The 18,562-nt window shown below is 68.1% G+C and carries 17 protein-coding genes; 6 read left to right on the forward strand and 11 right to left on the reverse strand.

Annotated features, from left to right (window positions below):
• Nucleotides 1-106: 106 nt before the first annotated feature.
• Nucleotides 107-1,084 carry a nitroreductase family protein gene (locus tag DMC61_RS40435; protein WP_125695702.1) on the forward strand — a complete coding sequence of 326 codons (978 nt, stop codon included), beginning with the start codon at nt 107-109 and terminating at the stop codon, nt 1,082-1,084.
• A 61-nt stretch (nt 1,085-1,145) separates the two neighbouring features.
• Here DMC61_RS40435 and DMC61_RS40440 read toward each other — a convergent pair whose 3' ends face one another.
• On the reverse strand, nt 1,146-1,778 hold the full coding sequence (locus tag DMC61_RS40440; protein ID WP_125695703.1) for a response regulator transcription factor: 633 nt from the start codon (nt 1,776-1,778) through the stop codon (nt 1,146-1,148).
• Nucleotides 1,779-1,966: 188 nt separating this feature from the next.
• Here DMC61_RS40440 and DMC61_RS40445 point away from each other — a divergent pair, with 188 nt between their 5' ends.
• Complete coding sequence (locus DMC61_RS40445; protein WP_072030882.1) at nt 1,967-2,263, forward strand: ANTAR domain-containing protein; 297 nt, start codon at nt 1,967-1,969, stop codon at nt 2,261-2,263.
• Nucleotides 2,264-2,364: 101 nt separating this feature from the next.
• Nucleotides 2,365-2,739 carry a response regulator transcription factor gene (locus DMC61_RS40450; protein ID WP_125695718.1) on the forward strand — a complete coding sequence of 125 codons (375 nt, stop codon included), beginning with the start codon at nt 2,365-2,367 and terminating at the stop codon, nt 2,737-2,739.
• An 8-nt stretch (nt 2,740-2,747) separates the two neighbouring features.
• On the opposite strand, the gene DMC61_RS40455 is transcribed toward DMC61_RS40450, so the two are convergent.
• The 3 genes from DMC61_RS40455 to DMC61_RS40465 are packed head-to-tail and all read right to left on the reverse strand — an operon-like array spanning nt 2,748 to nt 9,072.
• Nucleotides 2,748-7,262 (reverse strand): HAMP domain-containing protein, encoded by a 4,515-nt coding sequence (locus tag DMC61_RS40455; protein ID WP_125695704.1) that lies wholly within the window; start codon nt 7,260-7,262, stop codon nt 2,748-2,750.
• A gap of 23 nt (nt 7,263-7,285) precedes the next feature.
• Nucleotides 7,286-8,359 (reverse strand): PAS domain S-box protein, encoded by a 1,074-nt coding sequence (locus DMC61_RS40460; protein ID WP_370456455.1) that lies wholly within the window; start codon nt 8,357-8,359, stop codon nt 7,286-7,288.
• A 32-nt stretch (nt 8,360-8,391) separates the two neighbouring features.
• Nucleotides 8,392-9,072: a response regulator transcription factor gene (locus tag DMC61_RS40465; protein ID WP_125695705.1), complete on the reverse strand. Its 681-nt coding sequence runs from the start codon at nt 9,070-9,072 to the stop codon at nt 8,392-8,394.
• A 311-nt stretch (nt 9,073-9,383) separates the two neighbouring features.
• On the opposite strand from DMC61_RS40465, the gene DMC61_RS40470 reads away from it, so the two are divergent.
• Entirely contained in the window at nt 9,384-9,653 is a 270-nt protein-coding gene (locus DMC61_RS40470; protein WP_125695706.1) for a hypothetical protein, read from the forward strand.
• 129 nt (nt 9,654-9,782) lie between these two features.
• Here DMC61_RS40470 and DMC61_RS40475 read toward each other — a convergent pair whose 3' ends face one another.
• From DMC61_RS40475 to DMC61_RS40505, 7 genes are all read right to left on the reverse strand, one after another.
• Nucleotides 9,783-10,340, reverse strand: coding sequence for a hypothetical protein (locus tag DMC61_RS40475; RefSeq protein ID WP_125695707.1), 558 nt, complete (start codon nt 10,338-10,340; stop codon nt 9,783-9,785).
• 122 nt (nt 10,341-10,462) lie between these two features.
• Complete coding sequence (locus tag DMC61_RS40480) at nt 10,463-11,182, reverse strand: GAF and ANTAR domain-containing protein (RefSeq protein WP_233595109.1); 720 nt, start codon at nt 11,180-11,182, stop codon at nt 10,463-10,465.
• Between the two features lie 117 nt (nt 11,183-11,299).
• Nucleotides 11,300-12,160: a spermidine synthase gene (locus DMC61_RS40485; protein WP_125695708.1), complete on the reverse strand. Its 861-nt coding sequence runs from the start codon at nt 12,158-12,160 to the stop codon at nt 11,300-11,302.
• Nucleotides 12,160-12,531 (reverse strand): adenosylmethionine decarboxylase, encoded by a 372-nt coding sequence (gene speD / locus DMC61_RS40490; protein WP_016334696.1) that lies wholly within the window; start codon nt 12,529-12,531, stop codon nt 12,160-12,162. The genes DMC61_RS40485 and speD overlap by 1 nt, the downstream gene beginning before the upstream one ends.
• Complete coding sequence (locus DMC61_RS40495; RefSeq protein ID WP_125695709.1) at nt 12,521-13,663, reverse strand: type III PLP-dependent enzyme; 1,143 nt, start codon at nt 13,661-13,663, stop codon at nt 12,521-12,523. The genes speD and DMC61_RS40495 overlap by 11 nt, the downstream gene beginning before the upstream one ends.
• 45 nt (nt 13,664-13,708) lie before the next feature.
• A complete protein-coding gene (locus tag DMC61_RS40500; protein WP_125695710.1) occupies nt 13,709-13,897 on the reverse strand; it encodes a hypothetical protein in 189 nt (62 codons plus the stop codon).
• A 138-nt stretch (nt 13,898-14,035) separates the two neighbouring features.
• Nucleotides 14,036-15,220, reverse strand: a complete 1,185-nt coding sequence (locus DMC61_RS40505) for an MFS transporter (RefSeq protein ID WP_125695711.1) — start codon at nt 15,218-15,220, stop codon at nt 14,036-14,038.
• Between the two features lie 93 nt (nt 15,221-15,313).
• Between DMC61_RS40505 and DMC61_RS40510 the strand changes: the two genes are divergently transcribed.
• Nucleotides 15,314-15,817 carry an Lrp/AsnC family transcriptional regulator gene (locus DMC61_RS40510; protein WP_016334700.1) on the forward strand — a complete coding sequence of 168 codons (504 nt, stop codon included), beginning with the start codon at nt 15,314-15,316 and terminating at the stop codon, nt 15,815-15,817.
• Between the two features lie 144 nt (nt 15,818-15,961).
• Nucleotides 15,962-18,346, forward strand: coding sequence for an excinuclease ABC subunit UvrA (locus DMC61_RS40515; protein ID WP_125695712.1), 2,385 nt, complete (start codon nt 15,962-15,964; stop codon nt 18,344-18,346).
• Nucleotides 18,347-18,562 lie beyond the last annotated feature (216 nt).

The raw sequence follows: 18,562 nt of genomic DNA on the forward strand, positions 1-18,562 counted from the left end.
GACGACTCCCGGCCGTGGTGACTTTCTCCTCTTTCGGCCCCGCACCGCGGGCGGGACCGTCTCATCAGACAACCGTATTGCCCGTGGCGCAGCGGCGGGGGAAACCATGACCATACAAGTCACCAGGGTCGGACGTTTGAACTCCGAACAGGTGAATTCCGTGCTCCGGTCGGCCATGCTGGCCCCGTCGACGCACAACACCCAGCCGTGGCTTTTCCGGTGTACCGGCACCGGGATCGAACTCCACGCCGATCCGCGCCGTATTTTACCCGTCACGGACCCGGACGGACGCGAACTCGTGCTCTCGTGTGGTGCCGCCCTGTTCACGCTCCGGACGGCGATTCACGCACTGGGCTTCCACCCGGCGACGACCCTGATGCCCAGCCGCACCGATCCGGATCTGCTGGCCGTCGTCCGCCCGCTCGCCGAACGCATGCCCGATCAGAAGGTCGTGCGGCTCGCGCGCGCGATCCCCCGCCGCCGGACCAACCGGCGGCCGTTCCTCTCCAGCGTCGTCCCGAAACCGACGCTCGCCGTGCTCCGCCACGCCACCGAGCTGGAGCACGCGTGGATGCCGAACTTCGACGCCGAGCAGTGCCATCTCCTGCGCGACCTCACCGCCCGCGCCCGCCGGGAGCAGCTCGCCGACCCCGCCTTCCTCGCCGAACTCGGCCGCTGGACCGGACTGGGTGCGAACGTCCGCGACGGTGTGCCGTCCTATGCGCTGGAAGGCAGCCCCGCCGACGAAAGCTGGCTCCTCGACGAATTCGGCGAAACGGCGGGCGATCCGCGGCCCGCCCCGCTCGTGGTGGCGATCGGATCGCTGACCGACGACCGGCTCGACCGGCTCCAGGCAGGCCAGGCCCTGCAACGGGTGCTGCTCACCGCGACCGGCGCGGGACTCGACGCGTCGTTCATCTCGCCGCCGATCATGGTCCGCGAGGCACGCGCCGAACTGCGGCGGATTCTCGGCTGCGGGGTGTGGCCGCAGGTACTGCTTCGGCTCGGCTACGGCTCTCCGCTGCCGTGGACGCCGCGCCGCCCGTTGGACGATGTGCTGCTGGATACGCTCATTTCGGCTTGACCCACGCGGCCCCGCCCTGTGTATGAACGACCCTTTCAGGACATCCCGCGCCTCGAAAGCGTCACTGCCGCCGCAGTTCCGTCGCCAGCACCGCCGCCTGGGTGCGCCGCTGCATCCCGAGTTTCGTCAGCAACCGCGAAACGTAGTTCTTCACCGTCTTCTCGGCGAGGAACATCCGCTCGGCGATCTGCCGGTTGGTCAGCCCCTCGCCGATCAGCTCCAGCAGCGTGCGTTCCTGGTCGGAAAGGTCCGCCAGCGGGCCCTTCTTGCCGGCGTCGTCGCGGAACTTCGCCATGAGCGTCGCGGCGGCCCGCGCGTCCAGCAGCGACCGGCCGAGGCCGACCTCCTTGACCGCCGCCACCAGATCCATGCCGCGGATGTCCTTGATGACGTAGCCGCTCGCGCCCGCCATGATCGCGTCCAGCATCGCCTGTTCGTCGGTGTAGGACGTGAGCATCAGGCATTTCAGTTCGGGCATCCTGGATCTCAGTTCCCGCGCGAGTTCGACGCCGTTGCCGTCCGGCAGCCGCACGTCGAGCACGGCGACGTCCGGCCGCAGCGCGGGGATCCTCGCCAGCGCTTGGGAAAAGGTGGCGGCCTGTCCGACGACGCACAGGTCGGCATCCTCCTCGAGCATGTCCGCGACCCCTCGACGGACCACCTCGTGGTCGTCGACCAGAAACACCCGGAGCATTCCGACCTCCACGGTTTCCCCTCCTCGGCTGAGCGTACGGTGCACGGCCGGTCACTGCGACAGGCCAAAGGGCCCTGTTCGGCGCCCGTTCGGGTGGCTGCCGCCGACCGGACCAGGTTCATTTGCATCATTCGAGTCAGGACGTTCTCTTCTTCCCGGCGCAGTCCCGCCGCTGCGACGATCGCTTCATGTCCGAGACCACGCTTTCGCCTTCCCCGTCGTCCGACCCGGCCGACGACCTCGTGGCGATGCGCGACCGCATCCGCTTCTACCGGAACCGCGCCGAACAACTCCAGTACGCGCTGGATCACCGGCTTCCCATCGAGCAGGCGAAGGGGATTCTCGCCGAGCGCTACCAGATCGACATCGACGCCGCGTTCGAGCTGCTGCGCTCGTTCTGCCGCAACAACAACATGAAGATCCACGACGTCGCGCGGACGCTCATCGAGCAGCCGAGCGAAGGCGACCGCCGGATCTCCTGCTGAGTCACGCCATGTTCGGAGGGGGGCCCGCGACCACCACCGGCGCCGCAGACCGCGCGGGCACGGACTGGGTGATGAACCGTACGCCACCCCCCAGACTTCGGGTGCTCGTCGCGGACGACAACCCGGTCATCGGCGAAGCCCTGCGCGCCCTCCTGGAGTCCGAGCCCGACATCGAAGTGGTCGCCGTCGCGCTGGACGCCGGCGAAGCGGTCGCGCTCGCCGAGCTGCTGTCCCCCGAGGTCGCCGTGCTGGACGTCCGGATCCCCGGTGGTGGCGGCGCGTGGATGGCGCGGGAGATCCGGCGGCGGGTGCCCCACACGCGGTTGATGGCGTTCTCCGCGCACAGCGACACCCGCTCCATCGCCCAGATGGCGTCCGCGGGCGTCACCGAGTACCTCGTGAAGGGCAGCCCCAACACCGAGATCGTCGCGGCCATCCGCCGCATCTGCGCGAACAGCGCCAACGGGACCGAGTAGCCGGGACGTCAGTCCGTGAGCCAGCGTTCCATACAAGCCAGGAGTTCCTCCGCGTTCACGGGTTTGGTCACGTAGTCGCTCGCCCCGGCGGCGAGGCTCTTCTCGCGGTCCCCTTCCATCGCCTTCGCGGTCACGGTGATGATCGGCAGGCCGGCGAACTTCGGCATCTCGCGGATCGCCGCCGTCGTCGCGTGGCCGTCCATCTCCGGCATCATCACGTCCATCAGGATCAGGTCGATCCCGTCGTCGGACAGCAGCTCCTCGATGCCCTTTCGGCCGTTGGGCGCGTGCACGACCGAGAGTCCGTGCAGTTCGAGCATTCCCGAGATCGCGTACACGTTGCGGGCGTCGTCGTCGACGAGCAACACCTTGCGCCCCTGCAGCCTCGCCGGTCCGGCGGGCGGATCGGACGGCTGCTCAAGGGCGGGCACCGTCCCTTCCGGGGACACCTCGGGCTGGCGCATCAGCGGCAGGATGCCTTCGAGTTCGCTGGCCGAGATGTGCAGCATGATCCGCTCCCGCAGCATGTCCAGCGAAGGCAGCAGTTCGACGGGATGCACCCGCGCGTGCCCGTGCAGCAAGCGGTCCTGCGCGGCGCTGAGCTTGCGGGTCGCGTACGCCAGCACCGGGACCTCGACCGGATCCGGCCCGTCGACGAGTCGTTTGAGGAACGTCAAGGCGCTCGTCCCGGGGATGCTGGTGTCGAGCACGACGCAGCGGTAGCTGTCGCGCCGCAGTTCCTCGAACGCTTCCGCCGGATCCGACACCGCGCGGACCTGGACCGAGCCGTGGCTGTCCGCGATGTCGGCCGCGACCCCGCGGGCGAGGAGGGTCAGCAGACTGTTCTGCTCGCTCTCCACCACCAGTACCCGTCGCTCCGCGGCCGCGCTGTCCACAATGGACTCATCGAGGCTCGCGGGCGCGGTGAACCTGGCCACCGGCAGGTAGAGGGTGAACGTGCTGCCGGTCCCCAGGACGCTGTCCGCCCGGATCTCACCGCCGAGCAGGTACGCGACCTCGCGGCTGATCGACAGGCCGAGCCCGGTGCCGCCGTACTTGCGGCTGGTGGTGCCGTCGGCCTGCTGGAAGGCGCCGAAGATCGAATCGAGGTTCTCCTCGGCGATCCCGATCCCGGTGTCGGTGACGCTGAAGGCCACCAGGGACTCGTGCGACAACCCTCCCGACGGCGAAACGACCGTGTCGACCAGCTTCACCCGGAGCTCGACACTGCCGTCTTCGGTGAACTTAACCGCGTTCGACAACAGGTTCCGCAGCACCTGCCGCAGCCGCTGCTCGTCGGTGAACAGCAGCTCCGGCACGTTGGGTTCGACGGTGACCTGGAAGTCGAGCCCCTTCTCCGCGGTCAGCGGCCGGAAGGTCGTGCCGACGTAGTCCAGCAGCTGGCGCAGCGGGAACGGCTCGTGGTGGATGTCCATCTTGCCCGCCTCGACCTTCGACAGGTCGAGGATGTCGTTGATCAGCTGCAGCAGATCGGTGCCCGCGGACTGGATCACCTTCGCGAACTCGACCTGTTTGGGCGTCAGGTTCTGGGTCGAGTTCTGCGAGAGCACCCCGGCGAGGATCAGCAGGCTGGTCAACGGGGTCCGGAGCTCGTGCGACATGTTGGCCAGGAACTCCGACTTGTACTTCGACGCCAGCGCGAGCTGCTGCGCGCGTTCCTCGATCTCCTGGCGGGCCTGCTCGATTTCGAAGTTCTTCACCTCGATGTCGCGGTTCTGCCTGGCGAGCAGTTCGGCCTTCTCCTCCAGTTCCGCGTTGGACACCTGCAGTTTCGCCTGCTGCGCTTGAAGCTCCTCGGAGCGGGCCTGCAGTTCCTCGGCGAGCCGCTGGGATTCCTCCAGCAGGGAGTCGGTCCGCGCGTTGGCGATGATCGTGTTGACGTTGACCCCGATGGTCTCCATCAGCTGTTCGAGGAAATCCTTGCGCACGGCGGTGAACTCGCCGAACGACGCCAGTTCGATGACGCCCAGCACCTGGTCCTCGAACACGATCGGCAGCACGATCAGGGTGACCGGCGGGGCCGAGCCGAGACTCGACGAGATTTTCACGAAGCCCGGCGGCGTCCGGTCGACCACGATCGGTTTCTTGGTCTGCGCCGCCTGCCCGATCAGCGACTGCCCCATCGCGAACTCCGACGGCGCGTCCGGCGCCTCGCTGTGCCCGTAGCTGGTGATCAGCCGCAGCCGGGTGCCGCTCTCCCCGGATTCGGTGAGGAACAGCGTCCCGTGCTGGGCACCGACCAGCGGGGTCAGCTCGTTCATGATGAGCGTGGCCACCACCCGCAGGTCCCGGTGGCCCTGCATCAGGCCCGAGATGCGGGCCAGGTTGGTGTTGAGCCAGTCCTGTTCCTCGTTCGCCCGCGTGGTCTCGCGCAGCGACTGGACCATCGCGTTGATGTTGTCCTTCAGCTCCGCGACCTCGCCCTGCGCCTCGACGGAGATCGACCGCGTGAGGTCGCCGGTCGCCACCGCGCTGGTCACCTCGGCGATCGCCCGGACCTGCCGGGTCAGGTTGCCGGCGAGTTCGTTGACGTTCTCCGTCAGCCGTTTCCAGGTGCCCGACACGCCTTCGACCTCGGCCTGGCCGCCTAGCCGTCCTTCGCTGCCGACTTCACGGGCCACGCGGGTGACCTCCGCGGCGAACGCGGAAAGCTGGTCGACCATCGTGTTGATGGTGGTCTTGAGTTCCAGGATCTCGCCCCGCGCGTCGACGTCGATCTTGCGGGAAAGGTCGCCCTGCGCGACCGCGGTGGTCACCTGGGCGATGTTGCGGACCTGGCCGGTGAGGTTGTTCGCCATCGAGTTGACGTTGTCGGTGAGGTCCTTCCACGTCCCGGCGACGTTCGGCACCCTGGCCTGACCGCCGAGGATGCCCTCGGTGCCGACCTCCCGCGCCACGCGGGTGACCTCGTCCGCGAAGGCCGACAGCGTGTCGACCATCGTGTTGATCGTCTGCGCGAGCGCGGCGACCTCGCCCTTGGCCTCGACGGTGATCTTCTGGGACAGGTCTCCCCTAGCGACCGCGGTCGCCACCTGGGCGATGGACCGCACCTGATCGGTCAGGTTGTCGGCCATGACATTGACCGACTCGGTCAGGCCCTTCCACGTACCCGACACACCCTTGACGTCCGCCTGACCGCCCAGCCGTCCTTCGGTGCCCACCTCACGGGCCACGCGCGTGACCTCGTCGGCGAACGACGACAACTGGCCGACCATCGTGTTGATGGTGTCCTTGAGCTCCAGGATCTCGCCCCTCGCATCGACGCGGATCTTCTGCGAGAGGTCGCCCTTCGCGACCGCGGTGGTGACTTCGGCGATGGACCGCACCTGATCCGTGAGGTTGTCGGCCATGACGTTCACCGACTCGGTCAGGCCCTTCCACGTACCCGACACACCCTTGACGTCCGCCTGACCGCCCAGCCGTCCTTCGGTGCCCACCTCACGGGCCACGCGCGTGACCTCGTCCGCGAACGACGACAACTGATCCACCATCGTGTTGATCGTGTTCTTCAACTCCAGGATCTCGCCCCGCGCGTCCACGGTGATCTTCTGCGAAAGATCGCCCTTCGCCACCGCGGTCGCCACCTGGGCGATGGAGCGCACCTGCGCGGTGAGGTTGCCGGCCATGAAGTTCACCGACGTCGTCAGATCCCGCCACGTCCCCGCTACCCCGGGCACCTGGGCCTGCCCGCCGAGCGCGCCCTCGGTGCCGACCTCACGGGCCACGCGCGTGACCTCGTCCGCGAACGAGGACAGCTGATCCACCATCGTGTTGATCGTGTTCTTCAACTCCAGGATCTCGCCCCGCGCGTCGACCGTGATCTTCTGCGAGAGATCGCCTTTCGCCACCGCCGTGGTGACCTCGGCGATCGACCGCACCTGATCCGTCAGGTTGCCGGCCATGAAGTTCACCGACGTCGTCAGATCCCGCCATGTCCCGGCGACCCCGGGGACTTCCGCCTGTCCGCCCAGCCGTCCCTCGCTGCCGACCTCGCGCGCGACCCGGGTGACCTCGTCGGCGAACGACGACAACTGATCCACCATCGTGTTGATCGTGTTCTTCAACTCGAGCATCTCGCCCTTGACGTCGACGGTGATCTTCTGCGAGAGATCGCCTTTCGCCACCGCGGTCGCGACCTCGGCGATGTCACGGACCTGGCCCGTGAGGTTGCCCGCCATCGCGTTCACCGAATCGGTGAGGTCCTTCCACGTCCCCGAAACCGAGGGCACCGCCGCCTGCCCGCCGAGCTTCCCGTCGGTCCCCACCTCGCGCGCGACGCGGGTGACCTCGGAGGTGAACAGCGCCAGCTGATCGACCATCCCGTTGAAGACGAGCGCCATCTCGTCCATCAGGACGTCGTCCACCTGGGGCAGGCGGGTGCTGAAATCGCCGTCGCGAACGGCTTTCAGCCCCTCCAGCAGCCGCTGCAGGCCCTGGTCGTCGATCGCACCGCCCACCCGGACCGCTTCTCTCGACCCGCGTTTGGCTCCCGGTTCCGGCATCGAAGTGCCTCCTTCGTTCATCTTCACGCGGGTCGCGGAGGGCCGAGCGGAATCCAGAAGGCCACCGACGTGCCTTCGCCCGGTCTGCTGGAAATCCGGAACCAGCCTTGCGCCGCTTCCGCACGTTCACGCATCGATGCCATTCCGATGTGCTCGCCCGACAGGGTTTCGTGCGTGTTCTCGCCGTCCGGTTTCAGCCCGTCGCCGTCGTCGGCGACGGTCACCAGCAGGCCGCCGTCCTGTCCCGTCAGCGAGACCACGACGGACCGCGCGTTCGCGTGTTTACGCACGTTCACCAACGCTTCCTGGAGAATCCGGAACGCGGTGACGACGAGATCGGGCGGCGGTTCGACGGCGAGATCGTGCCGCAGCGTGCAGTCGAGCCCCCAGCCGCGGACGACCTCGTCGAGGTAATCGCGGACGGAGGCGACCAGATCCTCGTCGTTCAGCGCGGGCGGGCGCAATTGCGCGACGAGGATCCGCAATCGTCGGATCGCCCCTTGAATCGCTTCGTCGAGTTGCATCAGGGCCGGATCACGCCGTTGTGCGGCGAGCATCTGCAACCGCATGCTCACCGCGATCATCGACTGAATGGAATCGTCGTGAACATCCCACGCGATACGGCGCCGTTCGGTTTCCTGTGCCCGGACCAAATGCGCGAAGGCCTGTCGCCGTTCGGTCCTTTCCTCCTGCGTTTTCCGGCGTTCGGTGAGATCACGGGTCACCTTGCCGAAACCGACGAGGCGGCCCTGATCGTCCCGCAACGCGGTGATCACGGTGTTGGCCCAGAACCGTGCCCCACCACGGCGGACACGCCAGCCCTCGTCCTCGCGGCTCCCCATCTCCGCGGCGACCAGCAGTTCCGCCGCGGGTTTGCCGTCGGCGACATCGGCCTCGGTGTAGAAAACGGAGAAATGGCGGCCGAGGATCTCGTCCTCGGTGTACCCCTTGATCCGTTCCGCACCCGGGTTCCAGCTGATCACCCGTCCGTCGACGTCCAAGAGGTAAATGGCATAGTCGACCACGCTGTGCATGAACAACTCGAAGAGCACAGCGCTGCGGTGATCGGGCGTCTGTTCCGATGGCAGCATGGCCATAGTGCAGCTTGGCACTCGGATACGTCTCCCCGCTACGGCCGTTCGAGGAGGCCATTCTTCCGTGCGTGCACCACGGCTTCGAGTTTCGAATGGGTGCCGGTCTTCACCAGGATCCGCTGCACGTGATTCCGCACGGTATTCCGCGCCAGCCGCAGTTCTTCGGCGATCCGGTCGGTTCCGGCGCCTTCGGCGATCAACCCGAGCACCTGCCGCTCCCGCAGGGTCAGCACCGGGCCGAGCCTGCCCGGGCCGCCGGCCAGCATGGCCAGCGCGCCGCTGAGCAACTCCGGGTCGATGACCATGTCGCCCGCCGCGATGGTCCTGATCGCGGTGACCAGTTCGTCGAGGAGACCGGATTTCAGCAGCAGCCCGGCCCCGCCGACCTCGAGGATCCTGGCGACGATGGCACTGTTCGCGTCGCCGGTCAGCACCAGCACCCTGCTCGACGGGGAGACCTCGCGGAACCCGGCGATCGCCTCGATCCCGTCGCCGTCCGGCAGCCGCCGGTCGAGCAGCACGATGTCGGGCAGGTGTTCTCCGGCCGCGATCATGCCGTCCGCCAACGACTCCACCGACGCCACCAGGTCGATCTCCGGAAACTCCTCGAAGGCCGCGCCCAGGGCTTCGGCCACCATCTTGTGGTCCTCGACGAGCAGCACCCGGATCGGGGCCGCGGCCGGGGGCATGGGCTGCGGGGAGTTCGGGTTCGGCATGCACCTTCTCCGTCGATCGTGGTCTCGCCGGACCATTGTCCGGCAGATTCCCCGAAATCAATCCCGCCCACGGCCGTATTCACCCGCGTGCGGATTCACGATCACCGCGCCGGCGCATTGTCCCACCACCGCCGATCCGGATGTCGTTTCGACGCCAACCCGTGACCCGCCGTACCCGCCTGACGACCGAGTGGGGTCTTTGTGCCCTCGATGGCACAACCTTCGGCGCTGACCGGAACGGCCCTCGGTACCTCATCGTCGTAGGTGACGAAATCGGACGGCCGTGACCACGGGAAGAGGGTGACCGGGACGTGACCACGAGAATCTGCGAGACCCGTCGCCGCCCCGGCACGCGCGCCCCCGCCCGCCGGGCCCCGCTCGCCGCCGAACTCGAACGGCTGCCGAGGGTCGTGGCGACCCCGGAGACACACGCCTCCCTGCTCGACGACGTCCTGGCCGCCATCCGGCACCTCGACGGCGCGGCCCTCGCCACGCGGTCCCGGCGCCGGTTCCCGCGATGGAACCCGAGGGACCGGCGCGTCCAGCGCCTGCGCGGCTGGCTCAGCGGCGTACCCGGCTGACCCGTCACACGCGTGATTGAAGGCGGAACTCGCGTGATTGAAGGCGGAACTCGCGTGATTGAAGGCGGAACTCACGAGTTTCGCCTCCAATCACGCGAGTGACGGCCTCAAGCACGCGAGTTCCGCCTGTCATACCGGGCGCCACCGGCCGATGTCGGACTCCATCGGCACGATCCGGGTCAGCGTCGAGCGGATCTTCAGCTCCATCGCCCTGTCCCGGCCGCGGGTCCCGCGAGGCGCGTACGGGTAGAACGTGCCGCGCTCCCGGCGGTAGACCATCGTCAGCCTCGGGTGACGCATGTCCCGCAACTCGGCGAAGTCGACCGTCGTGTGCAGCAGCCACGACGCGAACCCGGCCTGAGCCAGCCTGTCGTTGACGTCGACGAGATCGTCGAGCAGCCAGCCGAAGTCCCCGTTCTCCCGCCAGCAGCGGACGATCGTCCTGCCGTGCGCGTCGTGGGTGACCACGTTGCGGCGGGCGGAATCCCCGGCGAGACCGGCGATGATCTCCGCCTCCGTCCCCGCGCCGGGACGTCCCTCCGCGACGAAGCAGACCGTCCCCGAACCGGTCGGCGCGAGCGCGTGCCCGGATCGCAGGGCCAGCACCCCCGACCTCAATTCCAGCAACGGGAGCAGGCTCGGCCGTACCGACCGGCTCTTCCCGAGTAGGCTTCCCAACAACACCATGACTCCACCGCACCTTTCTTCTGGGTGAAGCCTTTCCGATTACGTCTTCGCGCCCAAGGGCCGCACGGTCGCGCATCGCCGGGACAAGTCACCGGTTCCGGTGACCAACGGCCCTACCAGCGTCACCGCTTTCTCGGCCGAAGAAGTTTCCGGGTGTCCAGCGTTCCTTCGACGACGCCGCGCGCGACGTCCGACAGCTTCCTGTTCGAACTGCGGGCGTAGGAGCGCATGCGGTGGAAAGCGGTGCCGAGGTCGATACCGGCACGCTCGGCGAGCATGCCCTTCGCCTGCTCGATGACGACCCGGCTGTCGAGCGCCTTCTGCAGCTGCGCCGAGAGCGTCCGATAATGACGCAATTCCCTTTGCTGCAGGAGACACAGCGTCGCAACGTCGGCGAGAGCACGGCCCAGCCGCCTGTCTTCGACGCTCAGCACGACGGTTTCGGCACTGAGGAAGGCGATCGACCCGACGGTTTCATCCATCGTGCGCAACGGAAGCGCGGAAACCGCGGCGTAGCCCTTCCCCGCCATTCTGGCGACGTAACCCGGCCAGCGTGAGACCTCGGTGGAAAGGTCGTGGACGGCGACGTCCTTCCCGGTTTCGAAGGATTCCAGCGCGGGCCCTTCCTCCGCCACCGCGGAATGGCGTTCGAGTTCCACGCCCGGCAGGAAGACCTCGGTGGAATCGATCGGCAGCAGCCGTGCGCATTCGCTGGACAAGGTGTCCACGACCCGGTCCGGTCCGAGATCTTCCGTGACACTCGCCGTCAAACTCGCGAAGGCGGCACAGACCGCGGGTTCCCTGTTCGCTCCTGCGGCGATCCCCGCGTCTCGGCTGCCCATTCGAGCGATTCTGGCCCGCACCGCGACAACCGGCAACGACCAGATGGAGGATCCTGTGATCGAGCGCCACGCACAGCGACGAACGTTGATCTCGGCGGGGTAACGGCCGCCGGGTTCTCAGTGGCTCCGCAAGGAAAACGGCGGCACCGTGTTCGCCCTCAGCGCGTCTTCGTCCATAGTGGACTCCCCGATGCCCGCCTTGCCGATCTTCTCCGCGACGAGGGCGCCGGGATCGGCGATCGCGTCGGCCCTGCCGGTCAGGAAGGCCCACTCGTGCTCGTCCGAACCGTAGTAGAGCACGGTCCCGAACGATTCGGTGAACCGGCGCCACGCCGTGATCAGCGTCTGGTTGCGCCACAGCGTCGGGCAGCCGGCCTGACAGCCGACCACTCCCCCGTCGGTGAGCAGCGCCGTGCACCGGGCCAGGAAGTCGGTTCCGTACAACCGGTTGTGCTGCGCCGCCGGATCGTCGTTCTCGTCCGGCAGGTCGATCACGACCACGTCGTAGGAGTCGCCGCGCTCCTGGGCTTCGGCGAGGAACTCCCAGCCGTCGCGGTAGTGAACCCGGACCTTTCCCTCCCCGCGTTCGGCACGGGCCAGTTCGTCGAGGGTGTAACCGTAGGGAAGGTGTTCGGCGCAGGCACGTACCGCTTCGGCGTCGATGTCGACGTGGTCGACCACCTCCGCCCCCGCCGCGACGGCGAGCTGGGAGGCGACCCCTTCGCTGGACCCGATGATCAGCACCCGCTCGACGCGTTCGGCGAGCAGCAGTGTCGGGACCATCAGCGCCTCGTGGTAGACGAGCTGGCTCAGCTCGGTGCTCTGCCGTTCGTCGTCGCAGAAGAGCGAGATCCCCTGCGCGGTCCGTCCGATGAGGACGTTCTGGAACGCGGTGCGGCCCTCGAACAGGACCTCCTCGACGTCCCAGTTCCGGGTGAGCCCCGCGCCCATCGGCTCGACGATCACTCGCTGCGCCATCAGTTCTCTCCTCGTTCCACAGTGGACATGCGGACGGTGCCCGCGCCCAGCATCTTCGCCAGCAGCGCGACCGCGCGCTCCGGATCCGCCCGGTCCCCGCAGGTGAACACGTCCACGAACACCGAGCCGATCTCCGGATAGGTGTGCACCGACGCGTGTGATTCGGCCAGCAGCGCGAGCACCGTGACCCCTTGCGGGGCGAAGGAATGCGACACGACCTCGCAGACCGTCGCCCCCGCCTCGGTCACCGCTTCGGCGAGGGTCTTCTTGAGGAGTACGGCGTCGTCGAGCAACGACGGCTCGATCCCCTCGAACTCCGCGAGTACGTGGCGGCCGGCGAACCGGCCGACGAGTGGTTCTTCACCCGGCATCGGCGAACCTCCCCACACAATAGGTGCGCAACGGCTCGATTCCGTTGAAAGCGACGGAAGAATAGCTGGCGGTGTACGCCCCGGTGCCCGGGATGTCCAGCCGGTCGCCCGCCTTCAACGACCTCGGCAGCGCGCACGGCGTCCGCTGGTACAACACGTCGTCACCATCGCAGGTCGGCCCCGCGAGGACCACCGGTCCTTCCGGTCCCTTAACGCCGACGGGCTCCAGCCGATACGCGACGGCTTCGTTCTCACACTCCGCCATTCCGTTGTACCTGCCGACGTCGAGATAGACCCAGCGGCGTTCGTCGGCGGCGGCGCGAGTGGTCACCAGGACGACTTCGGTCCTGATCAGCCCGGCGTCGGCGACGATCACGCGGCCGGGTTCCAGCAGCAGCTCCGGTTCCGGCAGATGCTCGCCGAGGGCGGCGTGGATCGCCGTCGCGTAGTCCGTCAGCGACGGCACGGGCTCCCGGTGTTCGGTGGCGAAGCCGCCGCCGATGTTCAGCCGCTCCAGTACGACGCCCGCTTCGGCGGCGACCTTGGCCGCGGTCGCGATCCCGATCTCCCAGGCGGCCGGATCCGGCTGCTGCGAGCCGACGTGGAACGCGATCCCCGGGCGCAGCCCGGCTTCCACGGCCTGACGGAGCAGGGCGGCCGCCACCGCCGGTTCGCAGCCGAACTTGTGGCCGAACGGCGTCACGGAGTCCGGGCCGCCGGTCAGCAGGCGGACCGAGACCAGCGAACCGGGCGCGTGCTCGGCCAGATTCGCCAGATCACCGGCGGAGTCCGTGGTGAATTCACGGACTCCGCGCGCGTAAGCGAAGGCGATGTCCGCCGGTTTCTTGATCGTGTTGCCGTACGCCAGTTCCGCCGGCCGCGCGCCCCGTGACAGGCACAGCTCGATTTCCGCCGTCCCCGCCACGTCGAAGCCCGCGCCGGTCGACGCCACCGCGTCGAGCACTTCGGGAGCCGGATTCGCCTTGACCGCGTAACGGATCAGCGCACCCGGGAAAGCCGCCGAGACCGCGGCCGCACGCTCCGCGACGAGGTCGGTGTCGACGACCAGGCACGGCGTCGGCGGCTCGCGATCCGCCAGGAAGGCGCGGATCCGTTTCAGGCTTTCGGTCACACGCCCCAGGGTGTCAAAGGCCGATCATCGGCCCGGAACCCGGGGTCACGCGCGGGCGTCACCCGAGGCCTGCTCCGGCAGGTCGACCCCGTGTTCGGCGGCCAGTCGCTCCAGGTTGGCCAGATCGGCGCCGACGGCCGAGGCCCTGTCCTCGTCAGAGGCCTGCTTGGCGATCTGAACGTCCTCCCTCGCCTGCCGTACCCGGTCCCGCAGATTCACCGCGAACTCGCTCATCGTGCACCCCCGATCTCCCGCACCTTGTCTGCTTTCACCCTAGGACCCTCCGAATCGGTCACCCACGTGATCTGCGTCATCACGGGTTCGTTCGCGTCGGAGTGAAGCAGTATGACGGCTGCGCCCGGGTTTCGCAGATCAGCGGAGCCCGGCTTTTTCACCGGCCTCCCGCACGGCCGGCCGCCGGGCGAGCACCGCGAGCGGGACGAGGGCGCACAAACCGCCCGCGACGCCGACCAGGACGTAGCCACCCAGGCCGAACAGTTGCCCGGCGAGCAGGCTCGCCCCGGCCGAAGTGCCCCAGACGAAGGCGTCGACCGTGCCCTGCGCCCTCGTCCGCTGGGCGGCCGGGAGATCGCGGCTGAGCATGCTGCTGCCGCCGACGAACACCAGGTTCCAGCCGTAGCCGAGCAGGAAGAGCGCGACCGGGATTCCCACGTGATGCGAATCGGGGGCGCCGATCACGGTGACCGCCGCGACGGTGATCGTCCCGATCCCGCCGAAGATGGTCGCGCGGCCGCCCCAGCGGTCGGCGATCCAGCCGGACAACGGCGCCAGCGCGAACATCCCCACCAGATGGGCACTCAGCACCCAGCCGACGACGTCGAGCCCCTGACCGTGCTCGTGCAACTGGACCGGGGTCATCGTCATCACCGCCACCATCGCCAGCTGCGCGCCGACCATCGCCACGAGCGGCCCGAGGACCACCGGGTTCCGCACGGACATCCGTTCCCGCTTGGGCACGCCCTCCACCGGGGCGGCGAGGCCGCGCGGCAGGGTGGCGACGGCGACCACGGCGATGGCCACGACGATCGCCCCCGCCGCGATCGGACCGGACAGGGCGGGGAGCTCGGCGGCTTCCGCCCGTGCGGCGGCCGGTGCGATCAGGGCGGGCCCCGCGACCGCGCCGACGGTGCCCGCCCAGACCATTGTGGACAGTGCGAAACCCTTGCGGTGCTCGGACGACAGATCGGCCGCGGTGTATCGGGAGAGCTGCGCCCCACTGTTGCCGAAGCCGATCAAGGGCATCCCCGCCACCAGCGCGAGCACGGATCCGCCGAGCACACCGGCGAACGAGATCAGCGCGCCCGTCACGGCGGCTCCGTACATCAGCACCAGGACGAACCGCCTGCCGTACCGCGCGGCCAGCACGCCCGACCACAACGAGCCCGCGGCGGAGCCGAGAACCAGCACGGCGCTCGGCAATCCGCTCCAGGCGGCGCCGGCGTGCTCGACCATGATCAACGCGGCCGTGGTGGACAGCCCGACGACCGCGGTGCTGAGACAGGCGACACCCATGAAGAGCGCGAACATCGGTTTCATGATTCAAACCTAGGGATTCCGGGCGCCTCGGCGAATAGGCTGACGAAGGCCTCGCGGGGGTGCGGGGCGCAACATGGAAGGAATCCGGGCGCGATGACCTTACGATCGGAAAGGGCGCTGGACGACCTCGACTGGCGGCTCCTCGAAACGCTCCAGGCCGACGGGCGGCTCTCGTTCAAGGAGCTGGGCCGTCGCGTGAACCTCTCGGCGCCCGCCGTCGCCGACCGGGTCCGGCGGCTGGAGGAGGCGGGCGTCATCACCGGGTATCGCGCCCAGGTCGACGCGAACCGCGCCGGGTACGGCCTCCAGGCGTTCGTCGAGATGCGCTGCTCGCTCGGCAGTTGCCTGCTGCGCACCAGCAAATCGGACGACTATCCCGAGGTGGTCGAGCTGCACCGGCTCAGCGGCGACCGGTGCACCATGCTGAAGGTGCGGGCCGTATCGCTCGAACACCTCGAAGGCCTCTTCGAACGGCTGGGCAAACACGGCGAGATCAGGTCGTCGGTGGTGCTGTCCACCCAGTACGAGGGCAGGCCGGTCGGCCCTCCGGTCGAGGACTACCTGAAGGCGACCAAGAGCGAGGGCTGGAGCGTCTGAAGACGGATCAGGAATCGAGAAGCGAAAGGCCCCCGAACTCACCTAGCGTGACCATCGTCGAGGACGAACGGCTCGAAGCTGGTTAGATCGAGCCCGGTGAGGCTGACGGAACGTACACGCGGCCCCCATGAGGATGGAGAAACGATGCGCAAGACCTCCCGGCCGCAGGTGCCCGAGGAACACCCCGCCGACAGTCACGACCTGATCCGCGTCTTGGGGGCGAACGAGAACAACCTCAAGAACGTCGCCGTCGAGCTGCCGAAGCGACGGCTGACGGTGTTCACCGGTGTCTCCGGATCGGGCAAGAGCTCCCTGGTCTTCGACACCATCGCGGCCGAGTCGCAGCGGCTGATCAACGAGACGTACAGCACCTTCGTGCAGGGCTTCATGCCGACGCTGGCCCGGCCCGAGGTCGACGTGCTCGACGGCCTGACCACCGCGATCATCGTCGACCAGCAGCGGATGGGCTCCGACCCCCGCTCCACGGTCGGCACCGCCACCGACGCGTACGCGATGTTGCGCATCCTCTTCAGCCGGATCGGGAAGCCGCACATCGGTTCTCCGCAGGCGTTCTCCTTCAACGTCGCCTCGATCTCCGGCGCGGGCGCCGTGACCGTCGAGAAGAGCGGCCGGACCACCAAGGAGCGCCGCGAGTTCAGCATCACCGGCGGGATGTGCGCCCGGTGCGAAGGCCGGGGCAAGGTAAACGACATCGACCTCACCGCGCTGTACGACGACACCAAATCCCTCAACGAGGGCGCGCTGACGATCCCCGGTTTCTCCATGGAGGGCTGGTACGGCCGCATCCTGCGCGGCTGCGGCTTCTTCGACCCGGACAAGCCGATCAAGAAGTACACCAAGCGACAGCTGGACGATCTGCTGTACAAGGAGCCGGTCAAGCTCAAGATCGAGGGCATCAACCTGACCTACTCGGGTCTGATCCCCACGATCCAGAAGTCGTTCCTGTCCAAGGACCGCGAGGCGATGCAGCCGCATATCCGCACGTTCGTGGACCGGGCGGTCACCTTCGCGGTCTGCCCGGAATGCGACGGGAGCAGGCTCAGCGAACTCGCGCGATCGTCGAAGATCAAGCGGATCAACATCGCCGACGCCTGCCGGATGCAGATCAGCGACCTCGCCGACTGGGTCCGCGGGCTCAAGGAGCCGTCGGTGGCGCCGCTGCTGGAGAAGCTCCAGCACACGCTCGACTCCTTCGTCGACATCGGACTCGGCTACCTCTCCCTCGACCGGCCGTCCGGCACGCTTTCGGGTGGCGAGGCGCAGCGGACGAAGATGATCCGGCACCTCGGGTCGTCGCTCACCGACGTCACCTACGTGTTCGACGAGCCCACCATCGGGCTGCACCCGCACGACATCCAGCGAATGAACAACCTGCTCCAGCAGTTGCGGGACAAGGGCAACACGGTGCTGGTCGTCGAGCACAAACCGGAGACCATCGCCATCGCCGACCACGTCGTCGACCTCGGCCCCGGCGCGGGCACCGAGGGCGGGACGATCTGCTTCGAGGGCACTGTCGAAGGCCTGCGCGCCAGCGACACCATCACCGGCAGGCACCTGGACGACCGGGCGTCGCTCAAGGACAGCGTCCGCGAGCCCACCGGCAAACTGGAGATCCGCGGCGCGGACCGGCACAACCTCCGGAACGTGGACGTCGACGTCCCGCTCGGCGTTCTGTGCGTCGTCACCGGTGTCGCGGGCTCCGGCAAGAGCTCCCTGCTTCACGGGTCGATCCCGGCCGACGAGGGCGTGGTCTCGGTCGACCAGACCCCCATCCGCGGCTCGCGGCGGAGCAACCCCGCCACCTACACCGGGCTGCTCGAACCGATCCGCAAGGCCTTCGCCAAGGCCAACGGCGTGAAGCCGGCGCTGTTCAGCGCCAACTCCGAGGGCGCCTGCCCGACCTGCAACGGCGCGGGGGTCATCTACACCGACCTCGGCATCATGGCGGGCACCGCGACCACCTGCGAGGAATGCGAAGGCAAGCGGTTCCAGGCTTCGGTGCTGGAGTACACCTTCGGCGGCAAGAACATCAGCGAGGCGCTGGAGATGCCGGTGTCCGAGGCCGTGAAGTTCTTCGGTGAGGGCGACGGGCGCATCCCCGCCGCGCACGCGATCCTCAGCAGGCTCGACGACGTCGGGCTCGGCTACCTCAGCCTCGGTCAGCCGCTCACCACGCTTTCCGGCGGCGAGCGGCAGCGGCTGAAGCTCGCGACGCACATGGGCGACAAGGGCGGCGTCTACATCCTCGACGAGCCGACCACCGGTCTGCACCTCGCCGACGTCGAGAACCTGCTCGGCCTGCTGGACCGGCTCGTCGACTCGGGCAAGTCGGTGATCGTGATCGAGCACCACCAGGCGGTCATGGCGCACGCAGACTGGATCATCGACCTCGGCCCGGGCGCCGGGCACGACGGCGGCAAGATCGTCTTCGAGGGCACGCCGTCCGACCTCGTCGCGAAGGCCTCGACGCTGACCGGTGAACACCTGGCGGCCTACGTCGGCAAGTGACGCCCTCCTTCCCGCGTTTAGTCCTCTAAATGCGGGGCGTCGCGGGCTCGCACGCGTCGCGAAAGCCACTTTCGAGACATCTGGTGTCCCGAAAGAAGCTTCTATGTCAAGTCTGCTTTGAGTGCTTGGTAGATGGTGTTGGTGAGGTGTCGTTTGAGTGCTCGGAGTGCGGCTTTGGTGGTGGCGTGGGGGTGGTTTGTGGTCCAGGTGTCGCGG

This window comes from Amycolatopsis sp. WAC 04169 (genome assembly GCF_003947535.1).
In the GTDB taxonomy this organism is placed as follows: Bacteria; Actinomycetota; Actinomycetes; order Mycobacteriales; family Pseudonocardiaceae; genus Amycolatopsis; species Amycolatopsis keratiniphila.